This window comes from Chromobacterium sp. LK11, from assembly GCF_001043705.1.
Classification (GTDB): domain Bacteria; phylum Pseudomonadota; class Gammaproteobacteria; order Burkholderiales; family Chromobacteriaceae; genus Chromobacterium; species Chromobacterium alkanivorans.
This window is the reverse complement of sequence record NZ_LDUR01000015.1, coordinates 123,078-140,009: the sequence shown is the minus strand read 5'-3', so window position 1 is coordinate 140,009 and position 16,932 is coordinate 123,078. Positions and strand designations below refer to the sequence as shown.

At 64.7% G+C, this 16,932-nt stretch carries 18 protein-coding genes; all 18 read left to right on the top strand.

All coding sequences use genetic code 11. From position 1 onward, the window contains the following. The first annotated feature begins 76 nt into the window (after nt 1-76). The 18 genes from VK98_RS10640 to fliP all read left to right on the top strand — a co-directional run bounded on the left by VK98_RS10640 (nt 77) and on the right by fliP (nt 16,932). Entirely contained in the window at nt 77-1,294 is a 1,218-nt protein-coding gene (locus VK98_RS10640) for an EAL domain-containing protein (RefSeq protein ID WP_053077331.1), read from the top strand. A gap of 11 nt (nt 1,295-1,305) precedes the next feature. Further along, nucleotides 1,306-1,815, top strand: a complete 510-nt coding sequence (locus tag VK98_RS10635) for a molybdopterin-dependent oxidoreductase (protein WP_048413995.1) — start codon at nt 1,306-1,308, stop codon at nt 1,813-1,815. Nucleotides 1,816-1,820: 5 nt separating this feature from the next. Further along, nucleotides 1,821-4,046: an ATP-binding protein gene (locus VK98_RS10630; RefSeq protein ID WP_048413994.1), complete on the top strand. Its 2,226-nt coding sequence runs from the start codon at nt 1,821-1,823 to the stop codon at nt 4,044-4,046. Nucleotides 4,047-4,172: 126 nt separating this feature from the next. Continuing rightward, complete coding sequence (locus VK98_RS10625) at nt 4,173-4,670, top strand: low molecular weight protein-tyrosine-phosphatase (protein WP_255360653.1); 498 nt, start codon at nt 4,173-4,175, stop codon at nt 4,668-4,670. Between the two features lie 79 nt (nt 4,671-4,749). Beyond that, nucleotides 4,750-5,448 (top strand): chemotaxis protein CheB, encoded by a 699-nt coding sequence (locus tag VK98_RS10620; protein WP_156187820.1) that lies wholly within the window; start codon nt 4,750-4,752, stop codon nt 5,446-5,448. 22 nt (nt 5,449-5,470) lie between these two features. Further along, the gene (locus VK98_RS10615; protein WP_048413992.1) at nt 5,471-6,847 is read left to right on the top strand and encodes a sigma-54 dependent transcriptional regulator; all 1,377 of its coding nucleotides are present in this window, start codon (nt 5,471-5,473) and stop codon (nt 6,845-6,847) included. A gap of 2 nt (nt 6,848-6,849) precedes the next feature. After that, a complete protein-coding gene (gene fliE / locus VK98_RS10610; RefSeq protein ID WP_019099998.1) occupies nt 6,850-7,170 on the top strand; it encodes a flagellar hook-basal body complex protein FliE in 321 nt (106 codons plus the stop codon). Nucleotides 7,171-7,271: 101 nt separating this feature from the next. After that, entirely contained in the window at nt 7,272-8,966 is a 1,695-nt protein-coding gene (gene fliF / locus VK98_RS10605) for a flagellar basal-body MS-ring/collar protein FliF (protein ID WP_231589249.1), read from the top strand. Then, nucleotides 8,959-9,957, top strand: coding sequence for a flagellar motor switch protein FliG (gene fliG, locus VK98_RS10600; RefSeq protein ID WP_048413990.1), 999 nt, complete (start codon nt 8,959-8,961; stop codon nt 9,955-9,957). The genes fliF and fliG overlap by 8 nt, the downstream gene beginning before the upstream one ends. Beyond that, the gene (locus VK98_RS10595) at nt 9,938-10,765 is read left to right on the top strand and encodes a flagellar assembly protein FliH (protein ID WP_048413989.1); all 828 of its coding nucleotides are present in this window, start codon (nt 9,938-9,940) and stop codon (nt 10,763-10,765) included. Before fliG ends, VK98_RS10595 begins: the two co-directional genes overlap by 20 nt. Next, a complete protein-coding gene (gene fliI, locus VK98_RS10590) occupies nt 10,746-12,140 on the top strand; it encodes a flagellar protein export ATPase FliI (protein ID WP_048413988.1) in 1,395 nt (464 codons plus the stop codon). Before VK98_RS10595 ends, fliI begins: the two co-directional genes overlap by 20 nt. A gap of 9 nt (nt 12,141-12,149) precedes the next feature. Then, nucleotides 12,150-12,599 carry a flagellar export protein FliJ gene (fliJ, locus tag VK98_RS10585; protein WP_048413987.1) on the top strand — a complete coding sequence of 150 codons (450 nt, stop codon included), beginning with the start codon at nt 12,150-12,152 and terminating at the stop codon, nt 12,597-12,599. 73 nt (nt 12,600-12,672) lie between these two features. Continuing rightward, nucleotides 12,673-13,614 (top strand): flagellar hook-length control protein FliK, encoded by a 942-nt coding sequence (locus VK98_RS22770; RefSeq protein WP_082158897.1) that lies wholly within the window; start codon nt 12,673-12,675, stop codon nt 13,612-13,614. A gap of 106 nt (nt 13,615-13,720) precedes the next feature. Beyond that, nucleotides 13,721-14,242, top strand: coding sequence for a flagellar basal body-associated protein FliL (gene fliL, locus VK98_RS10575; protein WP_048413986.1), 522 nt, complete (start codon nt 13,721-13,723; stop codon nt 14,240-14,242). Between the two features lie 5 nt (nt 14,243-14,247). Next, nucleotides 14,248-15,249, top strand: a complete 1,002-nt coding sequence (fliM, locus tag VK98_RS10570; protein ID WP_048413985.1) for a flagellar motor switch protein FliM — start codon at nt 14,248-14,250, stop codon at nt 15,247-15,249. A 29-nt stretch (nt 15,250-15,278) separates the two neighbouring features. Continuing rightward, nucleotides 15,279-15,728: a flagellar motor switch protein FliN gene (gene fliN / locus VK98_RS10565; RefSeq protein ID WP_048414031.1), complete on the top strand. Its 450-nt coding sequence runs from the start codon at nt 15,279-15,281 to the stop codon at nt 15,726-15,728. Nucleotides 15,729-15,739: 11 nt separating this feature from the next. Next, on the top strand, nt 15,740-16,189 hold the full coding sequence (gene fliO, locus VK98_RS10560) for a flagellar biosynthetic protein FliO (protein ID WP_231589248.1): 450 nt from the start codon (nt 15,740-15,742) through the stop codon (nt 16,187-16,189). Further along, entirely contained in the window at nt 16,186-16,932 is a 747-nt protein-coding gene (gene fliP, locus VK98_RS10555) for a flagellar type III secretion system pore protein FliP (protein WP_048413983.1), read from the top strand. The genes fliO and fliP overlap by 4 nt, the downstream gene beginning before the upstream one ends.

The window sequence follows — 16,932 nt, the reverse complement described above, 5'->3', positions numbered from 1 at the left end:
GGGCCGGTCGCGCGGGCCCGCAGCGGGCGCCGGTAGCGACAACAGCCAGCACGGGATGGGACAGACGGGGGAGGCGATGCCGCAAATCTTGGTGGTTGACGACGAAGCCGTGTCCCGGCAATTCCTGATCGCGGTGTTGCGCCAGGTGGGCATGAGCAAGATTTCCGAGGCGGTGGACGGTCTGGACGCGCTGATGCAGCTGGACGCCGGCGACCGGGCTTTCGACCTGATTTTTTGCGACCTGGACATGCCGCGCATGGACGGCGTCGAATTCGTCCGCCACTTGGGCGAGAGGGCTTATCGCGGCAAATTGCTGATCACCAGCGGTTTCGACGAGAGGGTGCTGGACAGCGTGGCGGATCTGGCGCGGATGTACGCCTTGCGCTTGTGCGGCGTCTTGCCCAAGCCGGTGGATCCGGAGCAGCTGCTGGCGATGCTGGCCGCGCCCATCGCGACGGGGGAGGCGGTTTGCCTGCCCATGGAGCGGATCAACAGCGAAGAATTGCGCCTGGGCATAGAGCGCGGCGAAGTGGTGCCGTTTTTCCAGCCGCAGGTGGACGTCGCCAGCGGTCGGGTGCTGAGCGTGGAGGTGCTGGCGCGCTGGCTGCATCCGCAACTGGGCCTGCTCGGCCCGCTGCAGTTCATCGAGCTGGCCGAACAGAGCGGCCTGATCACGCAGATGACCAAGCGTCTGTTCGCGGAGGCGTCGCAGGCGCTGAAGCGTCTGGACGCGCGGCGGCGCCTGGACATGTCGGTCAATCTTTCCATGCAATCCTTGAAGGACTCCAGCCTGGTGGCCTCTTTGGTCTCGATTGCGCGCGAAGCCGGCCTGGAGATGTCCCGGGTGACGTTCGAAGTCACGGAAAGCGGCGTGATGGCGGACCCGGCCTCGGCGCTGGAAATCATGACCCGCTTGCGTTTGAAGGGAGCGGGCCTGGCGATTGACGATTTCGGCACCGGCTTCGCCAGCATGGACCGGCTGGCGCGCATCCCGTTCACGGAGCTGAAGATAGACAAGGGCTTCGTCATCGACGCGGCGGGCAACTCCACCAACCGTTCCATTTTCCTGGCCAGCGTCGAACTGGGACGCCGGCTGGGTTTGAAAGTGGTGGCCGAGGGCGTGGCGTCCGAGGCCGAGTGGGCGCTGTGCCGCGAGTTCGGCGTATCGGCCGCTCAAGGTTCCCTGATCTCCCCGCCGGTAGACGAAGCCTCCTTTGCCGAATGGCTGACGAGTTGCGGCGGAGGCGTGCCGCAGTCGGCGCGGGATTGGGTATTCATAACAGCGCACAGCTAAGCGAGAAAACCATGAGACGACTTGGAATCCTGTTGTTGCTGCTCGGCCTGGCGGCCGCGGCGCCCTTGGCCGCCGCGGCCGACGTTTTGGCCAAGCCCACCGGCAAGGTGGTGCTGGTGATCAGCGGCGGCGTCGGTCAAAGAAACCAGGGCGACGCCGCGGCCTTCGACATGGCGATGCTAGGCAAGCTGCCGCAGCGCAGCTTCAGCACCCATACCCCCTGGTATCCGGGCCTGACCCGCTTCTCGGGGCCCTTGTTGCGCGATGTGCTGGCCGCCGCCGGCGCCCACGGCAAATTGTTGAAGGCGGTGGCGCTGAACGACTACAAGACCGACATCCCCTTTGACGACGCCAGCCGTTTCGACGTGATCCTGGCGACTCAGATGAACGGCAAGCCGATGCCGGTGCGGGAAAAAGGGCCCTTGTTCATCGTCTATCCCTACGACTCGCAAGAAGAGCTGCGTTCGGAGCTGTATTACAACCGTTCCGCCTGGCAACTCAAATCCCTGCTGGTGCATTGAGCGCGATGGATACGCCGCAGCGCAGCCATTCCACCTGGCGTAGCCTGATCTTGATCGGGGCCACGCTGGCCTGCGTGTTCGCCGGAGTGGCCTACATCCAGGTGCGGCAGGCGGACATGCTGAACACCGCGGCGCGCTACGAGGGCGACAACATCGTATGGGCCTACTTCCAGCTCGAAACCGAGGCCATGCGGCTGCAGACCACGATAGAACACGTGCTGAACCACGAGCAGGACCGGGCCGAGCTGCAGGAGCGCTACGACATCTTCGTCAGCCGGGTGGGAGTGGTGGACCATGGCCTGTACTCCAGCCTGCTGGACGGCACCCAGGAATACCAGCAGGCCCGTCCCAAGCTGGACGCCTTCATCCGCAAGGCCGACGCCTATTTCAGCCGCCAGTCCGGCGCGGCGCTGGAACTGGACGGCCTGCGGCGGCTGGACTCCGAACTGGACTTGCTGAGCGGGCCGTTGCACGACCTGTCGCTGGTGGCCAATCAGCGCATGGCGGAACAGGTGGACGCGCGCAACAAAAGCATGCAGCAGCACATCGTGGTCAGCAATTGGCTGATGGCCTTCGAATGGGCGCTGATCCTGGGCTTCGCCACCATCGTGGTGCGGCAGCTGCGGCAGCTGGAGCGGCGCCGCCACGAGCTGGAAGAACTGACCGACGTGCTGGAGCAGGCCCGGGTGCAGGCCGAAGCCGGCAGCATGGCGAAAAGCGTGTTCCTCGCCAATATGAGCCATGAAATCCGCACCCCGCTCAACGGCGTGCTGGGCATGCTGTCCTTGCTGGGAGACTGCACGCCCACGCCGGTGCAGGCGGACTACATCAAGACCGCCGAAGAGTCCGCCCGCCATTTGATGGCCTTGCTCAACGACGTGCTGGACGCCAGCAAGCTGGAGTCCGGCAAGCTCGACCTGCTGCCCACGGTGTGCAATTTGCGGCAACTGCTGCTGCAATGCGAAAGCCTGATGCGCGGCCAGGCGGTGGCCAAGGGGCTGGCCATGCGCATGGCGCTGGATCTGAACGTGCCCGAATGGGTGTTGTGCGACCCGACCCGCCTGCGGCAAATCCTGCTCAACCTGCTCAGCAACGCGATCAAGTTCACCGAGATCGGCGCGGTGACCATCCAGGCGGAAGCCGCGGAATCGGGGGCGGAAAGCGGCGCCGTGTTGCGGATCACGGTCAGGGACACCGGCATAGGCATGGACGACGCCACCCTGGCGCGACTGTTCAAGCGCTTCTCCCAGGGCGACAGCTCCACCGTGCGCCAGTACGGCGGCAGCGGCCTGGGGCTGGAGATTTCGCAGAACCTGGCGCAGCTGATGGGCGGCGGCATCACCGTGCACAGCGCGCTGGGCGCGGGCAGCGTCTTCGTGCTGTCGCTGCCCTTGCAGGCGATGAGCGCGCCGGAAGGCCGGGCCAAGGCGGGCGCGGAGGCGGACGCCGCCGGGCCGTGGCGCCAACTGCGCGTGCTGGTGGTGGACGACAATCCGGTCAACCGCAAATACATGCAGGCGATGCTGCAAAGGCAAGGGCATCTGGTCACCGTGATGCAGGACGGGGCGGAGGCGGTGGAGGCGGCCGCCCGGCAGCCCTTCGACCTGGTGCTGATGGATTTGCACATGCCGGCGATGGACGGCATCGAGGCGACGAAGCGCTTGCGCGAGCGCGCGATGACGCCGGGAATGAAGATCGTCGCCCTGACCGCCGACGTGCTGGCGGAGACGCGGCACAAAGCTCTGGCCGGGGGGCTGGACGACTTTCTGGCCAAGCCGCTGCACGCGGAAGACTTCCAGGCCATGCTGGAGCGTCAGTTCGGCGATGGGCCGGCGCCGGAACACGGCGATGAGCCCATCTTGCTGCCGGCCTTGCTGGACGTGGCGATGATAGAAAAAATGACGGAGATGCTGACCCTGGAAAAATATCGGGAGCTGGTGGCGCAATTCTTCGCCGGCAAGGTCGGCCGGGTCGACGAACTGCTGGCCGCGGCGCTGGCCGGCCAGCGCGACCAGGTGCGGCGCCACTCGCACAATCTGAAAGGCGCCGCGCTGACCCTGGGCTTCAGCGCGTTGGGCGGGTCCTGCGCCGGGCTGGAGCGCTTGGCGCTGGCGGCGGAGGAGGGCTTGGCCGACGAGGCGGAAAGGGTGGGTCTCCTGTTTGACTCCACCCGCAGTGCCTGCATCGCGGCCGGCTATTTGTCCGGCATGGACTTGCCGGCGCTGCGTTAGCCGCGGGAGGGCGGAAATCGCCAAAGGCCGCTGCGCGGGCGCGTGGCCGGCGGCGGAAGTGATAAGATCGAGGCGAGTCAGTGCTTGAATCCCATACTGAATAAAAATAGAGAGCCGAAGCCGTCCATGAGCCAGAACGATTGCTTGTCCATTTTGTTTGTTTGCATGGGAAACATCTGCCGGTCGCCGACCGCGGAAGGGGTGATGCGCGCCAAGCTGAGGGCCGCGGGCCTGGAGGCGCGGATGCGGGTGGAATCCGCGGGCACGCACGACTACCACGTCGGCGAAGCGCCGGACCGGCGCACCTGTCAGGCGGCGCGGCGCCGCGGCTACGACCTGTCCGATTTGCGGGCAAGACAGGTGGAAGCGCTCGATTTCGAGCGTTTCGACTGGATTTTGGCCGCCGACCGGCAAAATTTGGCTTTGTTAAACGCCCAATGTCCGCCATCCTATCGCGGCAAGCTGCATTTGTTGCTGGAGCCGCTGTCCAGCGCCGTCCGCGAGGTGCCCGATCCCTACTACGGCGGCGCCGGCGGTTTCGACGCCGTGCTGGATCTGGTGGAAGCGGCTTGCGACGCCTGGCTGGCCCGCATCGCCGACGCGGAGACGGAGCCGGCGCCATGAAGCCGTTTGACGCGGAAGCGCCGCGCGCGCGGGCTGTTTTTACGATAACCATAGAAAGCCAAGGACGCGTATGGGGCAGATGACGAGGGGAAGCGCCGCCAAGAAGCCGCTGGACGTGGTGCCCAGCCACAATGCGGACATCATCCTTCCCAAGCAGGCCGGCAAAATGCCGCTGGCCAGCCAGGCGGTGATCGTCATCGGCTCCTCCACCGGCGGCACCGAGGCCTTGCGCACCTTGCTGACCGCGCTGCCTGCCTCGATGCCGCCCATCCTGATCACCCAGCACATGCCGGAAATGTTCACCCACTCCTTCGCCACGCGCTTGAACACCTTGTGCAAGCTGACGGTGAAAGAGGCGGAGGACAACGAGCGGCTGCAAAACGGCACCGTCTACATCGCGCCCGGCCATTCCCATCTGCTGATCAAACCCGCGCCCACCATAGGCTACGCCATCGGCCTGCACGCCGGGCCGCCGGTCAACCGGCACCGCCCGTCGGTGGACGTGCTGTTCCGCTCCGCCGCCAATCTGGTGGGCAAGAACTGCATAGGCGTGATCCTGACCGGCATGGGCCGGGACGGCGCCAGCGGCATGCTGGAGCTCAAGCAGGCCGGCGCCTGGAACATCGCCCAGGACGAGGCCAGCTGCGTGGTGTTCGGCATGCCCAAGGAAGCCATCGCCATGGGCGGCGCGCACGAGGTGCTGGCCTTGGAAAGCATCGCCACCCGCCTGTCGGTGCTGGCCTCGCAAAAGCAGCAGCAAGCCGGCGGTTCGGCTTAACTATCTGATAGAACAAGAAAACATGAAGTATCTCCCTATTCTGGTGGTGGAAGACGACGCCGATCTGCGCGAAGCCATCGTCGACACCTTGAGCCTGGCCGGCTATCCCACGCTGGAGGCCGGCGACGGCGCCGCGGCCCTGGCCAAATTGAAGGAAGCGCCGGTGGGGCTGATCGTGTCCGACGCCCAGATGGCGCCTATGGACGGCTACGCGCTGTTCGAAGAGGCGAAAAAGCGTTACCCCGGCGTGCCCTTCATCCTGATGACCGCCTACGGCGTGATCGAAAGGGCGATTGAACTGCTGCGCGCAGGCGCCGCGCATTACCTGCTCAAGCCGTTCGAGCCGGCCAGCCTGATCGCCGAAGTGGAAAATCATCTGCTGCGCATGCCCAGCGAGGCGAGCGGGGAAGTGGTGGCCGAATCCGCCGCGATGCGGCAGCTGTTCGCGCTGGCCGGACGCGTGGCCGGCAGCGACGTCAGCGTGATGATCTCCGGCCCCAGCGGCGTGGGCAAGGAAGTGCTGGCGCGCTACATCCACCGGCACTCCAAGCGCGCCGAAGGGCCTTTCGTCGCGGTCAACTGCGCGGCGATCCCGGAAAACCTGCTGGAATCCACCCTGTTCGGCCATGAGCGCGGCGCCTTCACCGGCGCGGCGCAGGCGCTGCCCGGCAAGTTCGAGCAGGCGCAGGGCGGCACCATTCTGCTGGACGAAGTCACCGAGATGCCGCTGTCGCTGCAGGCCAAGCTGCTGCGGGTCTTGCAGGAGCGGGAAGTGGAGCGCGTCGGCGGCACCCGCACCTTGAAGCTGGACATCCGCGTGCTGGCCACCTCCAACCGCGATCTGCAGGCCGCGGTGGACGCCGGCAACTTCCGCGAGGACCTGTATTTCCGCCTGAACGTGTTCCCGATGCGCATTCCCGCATTGGCCGAGCGCCGCGACGATATTCTGCCGCTGGCACGAATCATGCTTAAAAAGTACGCGGAGGCCGCCGGAAGAGGCAATCTGATCCTGTCCGAGGATGCGGAACGTCATTTGACGGCCTATAGTTGGGAGGGTAACATCCGCGAACTGGAGAATGTGGTGCAGCGGGCGGTGATTCTTGCCGCCGGGGCGGAAATTTTTGCCGCCGACTTGCTGCTGGATCACGACTCCGGCGCGGCTCAGGTTACCCGGACAGCGTCTGAAAAAGACAATTCCGTGTCGGATGAAACCGACATGAAAACGCTAGAGAAACGCCATATTCTGGAAACCTTGACCGCAGTGGGCGGCGTCAAGAAGCTGGCCGCGGAAAAACTGGGCATCAGCGAGCGCACCTTGCGCTATAAATTGCAGCGTTACCGTGATGAAGACGCAGCCGACGGATGTCAGGAGGTTCCAGATGGAAATGGCTTGGAGTAACCATGTCAGTGCCAAATATCGATCAACTGTTGGGCGAGCTGCGCACCGCCTCGGCCCTGGCCGCGGGCAAGCCCGCCGCTACGGCCCCGGAAGCGTCCCAGGTGGACTTTTCCGCTGTGCTGAAGTCCACCTTGGAACAGGTGAACTCGGCGCAGCAGACTTCGCAGGAGATGCAGAAGCAATTTGAATTGGGTGACGAGGGGGTCAACCTGCAGGACGTGATGGTGTCGCTGCAGAAAGCCAGCCTGTCGTTCCAGACCATGGTTCAGGCGCGCAACAAGCTGGTCACCGCCTATCAGGAAATCATGAATACCCAAGTCTAGCGCTGCCGGACCCGACCAGCCGGCGGCGGTGGGCTCGAACCTAAAACCACTGTATGGCTGACCTGGCAGAAGAAAACGCTACGCCCGTTTGGCGAAGCCGCATGAATGAAGCGTCCGATCGCTTCAAAGCGCTTCCCAACAATAAAAAAATCCTGTTCCTCGCGGCGGTGGCCGCCATTTTCGCCGTCGTCGTGGGCGCGGTGGTGCTGAACCGCACGCCCAGCTATAAAGTCCTGTTCTCCAATATCTCAGACCGCGACGGCGGCCAGGTGGCCGCGTCGCTGCAGCAGATGAACGTGCCCTACCAGCTGAGCGAGGGCGGCACCATCTCGGTGCCCTCGGACAAGGTCTACGACGCGCGTCTCAAGCTGGCGGCGCAAGGCCTGCCCAAGGCCGGCGGCGTCGGTTTCGAACTGATGGACAATCAGAAGTTCGGCATCAGCCAGTTCGCCGAGCAGGTCAACTACCAGCGCGCGATCGAGGGCGAGCTGGCGCGCACCATCGAAGCGGTGGGCTCGGTGGAAACCGCCCGCGTCCACATCGCCATTCCCAAGCAGAGCGTGTTCGTGCGCGAGCAGCAGCAGCCCACCGCCTCGGTGATGCTGAGCCTGTTCCGCGGCCGCCTGCTCGACGCCGGACAAATCGCCGGCATTCTGCACCTGGTGTCCAGCTCGGTGCCCAATCTGCCGGTCAAGAACGTCACCATCGTCGATCAGGACGGCAATCTGCTATCCAAACAGAACGGTCCGGACGAGAACTCGGGCCTGGATCAGCGTCAGCTGGGTTACGTTCGTCAGATCGAAGAAGGCTACGTCAAGCGCATCGAGGACATCCTGGAGCCGATCTTCGGCAAGGGCAACTCGCGCGCCCAGGTCACCGCCAGCGTAGACTTCGCCGAGGTGGAGCAGACCTCGGAAACCTTCAAGCCCAATTCCAGCCCCAATCCGTCCGCCACCCGCAGCCAGCAGATCAGCGAGAAGCTGAACAACGGCGCGGCGCTGCCGTCCGGGGTGCCGGGCGCCTTGTCCAATCAGCCGCCGTCGGCCGCCTCCGCGCCAATCAGCTTGCCGCCGGGCGCCGCGCCGGGCACCGCCACGCTGTCCGGGCAGACCATGGGCGCGTCCGGCACGCTGCAACGCGACATCACCACCAATTACGAAGTCGACAAGACCATCCAGCACACCAAGATGCCGCAGGGCGGCGTCAAGCGCCTGTCCGCCGCGGTGGTGGTCAATTACCGGCGGATGCCGGACAAGAACGGCGAGATGAAGCCGACGCCGCTGACGCCGCAAGAGGTTCAGCAGATCAATAATCTGGTCAAGGAGGCGATGGGCTTCAACACCCAGCGCGGCGATACCTTGAACGTGGTCAACGCCGCCTTCGCCGACGCCGAAGTGCCGGCCACGCTGCAGGAAAAAGTCACCGACTACGTGACCAGCAACGGCTCCAGCCTGATCAAGTACGGTTTGCTGACCATCGCGGTGCTCTACTTGTTGTTCGGCGTGGTGCGCCCCATCATGCGCGACCTGGTCAAGCCGCCGGCGCCGGCCAAGGGCAGCGAGGAAGAGGCCGCGGCGCAAGCCGCAGCCGCCGGCGGCCGCCTGCTGGGCGTGGCCGGAGAAGAGGGCGAGGAGGGCGCGGCCGGTCACGCCGGCGGCGCCGCGGGCGGCGGCGATCCGCGCGAAGCGCAGATGCGGCAATACACCACCAATCTGGAAGCGGTGCGTGAAATGGTGAAATCCGATCCGCGCATGGCCGCTCAGATCATCAAGGAATGGATAAGCGCCGATGAGTGAGAACGGAGTGCGCAAAAGCGCGGTGTTGCTGTTCAGCCTGGGGCAGGCGGAAGCCGTCGAGGTGTTCAAATACCTGGGGCCCAAGGAAGTGCAGAAGATTTCGCTGGCGATGGCGGCGATCAACAATCTGAGCTACGAACAGATCGACGAGGTGGTCAGCGAGTTCAAGGGCGAGTGCGCGGCGCGCGCCAGCATCGGCGCGTCCGACGAGTATCTGCGCAATGTGTTGATCGAGGCGCTGGGTCCGGACAAGGCGGCCAACCTGCTGGACAAGATCATGCAGGGCAACGACCACAGCGGCATCGAAAGCCTGAAGTGGATGGACCCGTCCTCCGCCGCCGACCTGATCCGCAACGAACACCCGCAGATCATCGCCACCATCCTGGTGCATCTGGAGCCCGACCTGTCCAGCTCCATCCTGTCCTTTTTTCCGGAACGGATGCGCAACGAGGTGCTGATCCGCACCGCCACGCTGGAAGGCGTGCAGCCGCAGGCGCTGCGCGAATTGAACGATGTGCTGACCCAGCTCTTGTCCGGTTCCGACCGCATCAAGAAGAGCGCGGCCGGCGGCATCGGCCTGACCGCGGAAATCCTCAATTTCATGGGTTCCAACGTCGAGGCCGCCGCGCTCAACTACATCCGCGAGTACGATCCGGAACTGGCGCAGCGCATTCAGGACAAGATGTTCGTGTTCGAGAACATCCTGGAAATCGACGATCGTTCGATTCAGACCATTCTGCGCGAAGTGCAATCCGATTCGCTGGTCATCGCGCTCAAGGGCACCAGCGCCGAGCTCAAGGACAAGATTTTCCGCAATATGTCGCAGCGCGCGGCGGAAATGCTGCGCGACGATCTGGAATCCAAGGGGCCGGTCAAGCTGTCCGAGGTGGAGGCCGAGCAGAAGGAAATCCTCAAGGTGGTGCGCAAGCTCGCCGACGACGGTCAGATCGTGCTAGGCAGCAAGGGCGGTGATGAAGGTCTCGTCGAGTAATCCCATCATTCCCGGCGAAGAGCTGGAGGGCTGGAGCAGCTGGAGCCCCAACGCGCTGGACGGACTGAGCCAGAAACTGACGCCGGTACAGCTGATGGAGCTGGCGCAGCAGCGCCGCCGCCAGAAAGAGCTGGCGCAGGCCGAGACCGCCGCCGAAGCGACTCCGGCCGAGCCGGAAGAGACGGCGGATGCGGCCGAAGGCGAGCGCGTGGTCAGCGGCTATCCCACCGCGGCGGAGCTGGAGGCGATTCATCAGGAAGCCTGGCAGTCCGGTCATGAGGCCGGGGAAGAAGCCGGCCGCGCGGCCGGCTATCAAGAAGGCCTGACCGCCGGGCGCGAGCAGGGCCTGGCCGAGGTGCGCGCCGAGCAGGAGGCCCGCTTCGCCGCGGCCTGGCAGCCGCTGCAAGGGCTGGCGAACGAGCTGGCGCAACAGATCTCCCGTTTTGAAACCGAATTGTCCGCGGACTGGCTGGCCTTGGCGCTGGAGCTCGCCGGCCAGCTGAGCCACGGGCTGGCGCGGCAGAACCCCTTGCTGATCCAGGAACTGCTGCGCGAGGCGCTGGACGATCTGCCGGCCACGCTGGCGCAGGCGCGTTTGCGCCTGAATCCGGCCGACCTGGAAGTGGCGCGGGAATTCCTGGCCCAGGAGACGCCGGAAACCCAGTGGCAGTGGATTGAAGACCCGGAGGTGGAGCGAGGCGGCTGCGTGATAGACACCGCGGCGTTGCGGCTGGACCTGACCATGAGCACCCGCATCGCCGCCATGCGCAAGGCGCTGGGAATGGACGATGAGCCAGCAACTGATTGAGCGCCAGCGCGCCTGGCTGCGCGACTGCGCGGACAGCGCGCGCGCCGCCAAGCTGTGGCAGCCTTGCGGCAAGCTGGTCCGCGTTACCGGCATGGTGATGGAAGCGGTGGGTCTGAAATTGCCGGTGGGCAGCGCCTGTCAGGTGGCCTTGGCGGATAAGCGCCTGGTGGAGGCCGAAGTGGTGGGCTTTTCCGGCGACAAAGTGTTTCTGATGCCCTTGAGTAATGTCCACGGCCTGCTGCCCGGCACGCCGGTGATGCCGCTGACGCCGCGGCACCCGCCGCAGTTCGGCAAGACTCAAGCCCAGGCCGCCGCCGACGGCGCGTCCGGCCGCATGGTGCCGGTGGGGCTCAGCCTGCTGGGCCGAGTGCTGGACTCCTTGGGCCGGCCGCTGGACGGCAAGGGCCCGATTCATCCCGAGGCCTGGTTTCCGCTGCACAGCCAGCCGATGAACCCGCTGGACCGCTCGCCGGTGCGAGATGTGCTGGATGTCGGCGTGCGCGCCATCAACGGCTTGTTGACGGTGGGGCGCGGCCAGCGCCTGGGTCTGTTCGCCGGTTCCGGCGTCGGCAAATCGGTGTTGCTGGGCATGATGGCGCGCTTTACCAAGGCGGACGTGGTGGTGGTGGGCCTGATCGGCGAACGCGGCCGCGAGGTCAAGGACTTCATCGAGAACATTCTCGGCGACGAGGGCATCGCCCGTTCGGTGGTGGTGGCCGCGCCGGCGGACATGCCGCCGCTGATGCGGCTGCACGGGGCCGCCTACGCCACCGCGCTGGCCGAATATTTCCGCGCCCAGGGCCTGGACGTGCTGCTGCTGATGGACTCGGTGACCCGTTACGCGATGGCGCAGCGCGAGATCGCGCTGGCCATCGGCGAGCCGCCGGTGACCAAGGGCTATCCGCCGTCGGTGTTCGCGCGGCTGCCGCAATTGATCGAGCGCGCCGGCAACGCCGCCGAGGGCGGCGGCTCCATCACCGGCTTCTACACCGTATTGTCGGAGGGCGACGATCAGCAGGATCCGATCGCCGACTCCGCGCGCGCCATTCTGGACGGCCACTTCGTGCTGTCGCGCGAATTGGCCGAATCCGGCCACTATCCGGCCATCGACATCGAGCAATCCATCAGCCGGGTGATGGTGGACGTGGTGCCGCAGTCGCAGATGGCGCTGGCCCGGCAATTCAAGCAGCTGTATTCGCGCTATCAGCGCAACCGCGATCTGATCAGCGTCGGCGCCTACGTGCCGGGTTCGGACCCGGTGCTGGACGAGGCGATGCGGCGCCAGCTGCCCATGGTCGGTTTTCTGACCCAGCCGATGCATGAGTCGCAGGATTTTCCTTCCAGCTGCGAGCAATTGCAGGGCGTGCTGTCCTGAGGCTGAGCCGTGGCGGAGAGCAAATACCTGTTGTTGATTCGTTTGGCCGAAGACAAGCAGAAGGCGGCCGCCGAACGCATGCGGCTGGCGCAAGGCCGGCTGGCGGACGCCCGTTCGCGCCAGGAACAGCTGGACGCGTTTCGCGGCGAATACCGGCAACGGCTGACCAGTCGCGGCGCGCAGGGCATCACTGCCTTGCAATACCAGGACTTCCAGCGCTTTCTCGCGCGCTTGGACGAGGCCATGGTGCAGCAGCAGGGCGAGGTGGAGCGCTGCACTCAGCGCTTCTTGCTGGAGCGCCAGGCCTGGCAGCATGAGTACAAGAAGCTCAAGGCCTATGAAAAGCTGCTGCAGCGCGAGCAGGAGCGCGCAGCGGTGCGCGAGGCGCGGCTGCAGCAGAAGGCCAGCGACGAATTCGCCACCCGGCGTTTTTGGGACAGCACCCACGGCGAGGACTGAGGGCCGGCCCACGGGGCGGCGCTTGGCACGCTAGTTGCTTTATCGTCTGCGTCTTACTTGTAGAGAGTCGGCCATGACGACACCTGTGAACGCAGCCGCGGCCAATTCGGTCAGCGGCAAAGCCAATATGCCGGGCGGCAATCTGGCCACTGCCGGCGACACCGGCGCCGGCGATCTGTTCGCCAGCCTGCTGGGTCTGCAGATGAGCGCCCTGGGCAGCTCCTTCTTGCCGGGCGCCAACGCCGATCCGCTGGCGGACGCCGGTCTGGACAAGGACAAGCCGGCCAAGGGCGACGACGGCCAGACGCCGACGGCGCCCTTGCCGGGAATGCCGCTGATGGCCGCCGCGCAGCAGCCTCTTCAGCAGCAGGCTGTGACCGCGCCGCGGGCCAACAACGATTTGCCGGCAGGCGCCAAGCCGGTCGAACTCAAGCCGGACATCGCCTCGGCGCTGCCCGCCGCGATCAGCAAAGCCCGCAATCCGTCGCTGCCGGCGCAGCAAAATTTGCCGGAAGACGGCAAGGTCTTGCCGCAGTTTTTGCCGCTTCAGGGCCATGAGCAGCTGGCGGCCAAGCCGACGACGCCTACGCCGGTGTTCACCGTGCAGCAGCCGGTGACCGATCCCAACTGGGCCAAGGCCATGAGCGAGCAGGTGATGGGCATGGTCAGCCTCAAGGCCGACAAGGCGCAGATTCAGCTGAACCCGCCGCAGCTGGGGCCGATCGAGGTGACGCTGAAGATGAACGGCAACGATCAGGCTCAGGTCTTGTTCGCCGCGGCGGTGCCGGCCACGCGCGAGGCGCTGGAAAACAATATGCACCGTCTGTCTTCGATGCTGGCCGCAGGCGGCATCCAGCTGACCGACGCGCAGGTGTCCAGCGGGCAATCCGGACAGCAACAGCAGGCGTTTCAGCGCGGGCAGTCGCAGCGCCAGAACGAGAGCGCCGAACCCGAGCCGATGGATGCATTGAGCAGCATCAAGGCCGCTCGCGGCATTCTCAGCATTTTCGCCTGATCATTTGTGATAATCTCCCCTGTTCAATTTGCATCTAAAATTAGAAAATATAGTGAAGAAATCGTTTAAGATTTCACTATGAACACCCAGTGAACAGGGCAGGTATATGGCAGAAGACAAAAAAGCGGAAAAAGCAGAGAAAAAAGCAGGGGGCGGCGGCAAATTGATGCTGATCGTCATTGTTTTGCTGGTGCTGGTGCTGGCCGCGGTGGGGGGCTTGGCCGCCTATATGTTCACCAATATGAATAAACCGGCGGCGGCCGGCGAGCATGCCGAGCAGACCAAGGAAAAACCCAAGAAGAAAAAAGAAGGTCCGCCGATCTTCGAGAAGTTGGACACTTTCGTGGTGAATCTGGCCGGCAACGACGGCTCCTTGCTGCAGGTGGACATGCAGGCGGAGCTGGCCGACGAGGAGGCCAAGAAGAAATTCACCGATTACGCGCCCAAGATCCGCAGCGCGCTGATCCTGCTGCTGTCGTCCAAGTCCGCGACGGAGCTGGCCACGCCGGACGGCAAGGTGCGGCTGAAGGCCCAGGTCAAGCAGATCATCAATGAGTCGATGGACGCCGGCGAGGAACAGCCGGTGGAAAGCGTGCTCTTCACTTCCTTCATCATCCAGAAGCAGTAAGCGGCATGGGCGACGATATTCTTTCCCAGGAAGAGGTAGACGCCCTACTCAGGGGCGTCTCCGGGGAGGATGAGGATGACAGCGGCGGCGGGGACGCGCAGGGCGTCCGCGGCTACGATATCGGCCGGCAAGAGCGCATTGTGCGCGGCCGGATGCCGACGCTGGAAATCATCAACGAGCGTTTCGCGCGCAATCTGCGCATCGGCCTGTTCAACTTCATCCGCCGCAACGCGGAAATCTCGGTTGGGCCGGTGCGGGTGCAGAAGTACAGCGAGTTCATCCGCAACCTGGTGGTGCCCACCAACCTGAACCTGGTGCACGTCAAGCCTTTGCGCGGCACCGGCCTGCTGATTTTCGACCCGGATCTGGTGTTCCTGATCGTCGACAATCTGTTCGGCAGCGACGGGCGCTACCATGTGCGGGTGGAAGGCCGCGACTTCACCCCCACCGAGCAGCGCATCATCCGCCGCTTGCTGGACGTGGTGTTCGTCGAATGCCAGAAGGCCTGGGAGCCGGTGCACCCGATCGAGTTCGTCTACCTGCGCTCCGAAATGAACACCCAGTTCGCCAACATCGCCACGCCCACCGAGGTGGTGGTGGCGATGACCTTCCATATCGAACTGGGCGCCGGCGGCGGCGATTTCCATATCTGTCTGCCGTATTCGATGGTGGAGCCCATCCGCGACATGCTGTCCAGCACCATGCAGGCGGACCGCACCGAGGTGGACAATCGCTGGGTCAACCTGATGACGCATCAGGTGCAGGCGGCGGAAGTGGAGTTGGTGGCGACCTTGGGCCAGACCAAGGTGACCTTGGGTCAGATTCTGAATTTGAAGAACGGCGACGTGGTGATGTTGGAGATTCCGGAACGGGTGGAGGCCGATGTGTCGGGCATTCCGGTGTTCGAAGCCAGCTATGGCACCGTGCAGGGGCGCTATGCGCTGAAGGTGGAGCAAGTGTTGGCCGGCGCGAATGATTTTCACGAGCCTCTGGGGGATAAAGAGTAATGAGCGAAGAAGAATTGCAAGCCGCGCAGATGGAGGCCGAAGCGGCCGCCGCCGCGGCAGCCGCTGCCGGCGGGGCCGGCGGCGAGGAAGAGATATCGATGGACGACTGGGCGGCCGCGATGGCCGAGCAGGAAGTGGTGGACGCGGCTCCCGAGGCGGTGCCGGCGCAGAACCTGTTCCAGGAGCTGGGCGCGAGCACGTCCGGCGCCGGCGTGCCGCAGAATCTGGACATGATTCTGGATATCCCGGTGCAATTGACCGTGGAACTGGGACGCACCAAGATCGCCATCCGCAACCTGCTGCAATTGGCGCAGGGCTCGGTGGTGGAGCTGGACGGCATGGCGGGCGAGCCGATGGACGTGCTGGTCAACGGCTGCCTGATCGCCCAGGGCGAGGTGGTGGTGGTCAACGACAAGTTCGGCATCCGGCTGACCGATATCATCACGCCCGCGGAGCGCATTCGCCGCCTGCAAAAATGACGAGGTCAGCCATGTTTGCGATGACGCGCCGTGCAGTGCAGGGCGCTTTTTATTTGGCGGCGTCCGGTCTGGCCGCCGCGGCCACCGTCGCGCCGCCGGCGGCCGCGCCGTCGCCGTTCATGAGTTTGCTGCAGGTCTTGTTTGGCCTGGCGGTGGTGCTGGGCGCCATCGTCGGCATGGCCTGGCTGTTCAAACGGCTTTCCGGCGGCATGCTGGGCGCGTCCAACCGCCTGAAGGTGGTGAGCGGCACCATGGTGGGGCCCAAGGAGCGCGTGGTGATCGTGGAGCTGGAGGGCGAGTGGCTGGTGCTGGGCGTGACGCCGCAGCAAGTCAATTTGCTGAGCAAGCTGCCGCGGCCGGAAGGCGCGGAAACCGAGGCCGCGCCGCCGACGGAACCGTTCGCGCGCTGGCTTAAGGCGGCGATGGACAAGAGCCGCAACGGCAAGGCAGGGCCGCGATGAGGGCTTGTTTCCGCTACGGCGCGCTGGTTCTGCTGGCGACGCCCTTGATCGCGGACGCGGCCGGCGGCCTGCCTCTGATGAGCAGCACGCCGGCGGCCGGCGGCGGGCAGAATTACTCGCTCAGCCTGCAGATGTTGCTGTTCATGACCGGGCTGACCTTCATCCCGGCGATGATGCTGATGATGACGGCCTTCACCCGCATCATCATCGTGATGTCGCTGCTGCGACAGGCGATGGGCACCATGCAGTCGCCGCCCAACCAGGTGATCGTCGGCTTGTCGCTGTTCCTGACCCTGTTCGTGATGGGCCCGACCTTCGACCAGGTCTACGCCAAGGCCTGGGTGCCGTTCTCCGACGACAAGATCACGCTGCAGCAGGCGGTGGACGAGGCCAGCAAGCCGATGAAGGCTTTCATGCTGCGCCAGACCCGGGAGAAGGACCTGGCCTTCTTCATCGAGATTTCCCAATCGGAAAAGCCGCAGACCAAGGCCGACGTGTCGATGAAGACTCTGGTGCCGGCCTATGTGATCAGCGAGCTGAAAACCGCGTTCCAGATCGGCTTCATGGTGTTCATTCCCTTCCTGATCATCGATCTGGTGGTGGCCAGCATTCTGATGGCGATGGGCATGATGATGGTGTCGCCGGTGACGATATCGTTGCCGTTCAAACTGATGCTGTTCGTGCTGGTGGACGGTTGGACCTTGCTGATGGGCTCGCTGGTGCAGAGCTTCTATACTGGCTGA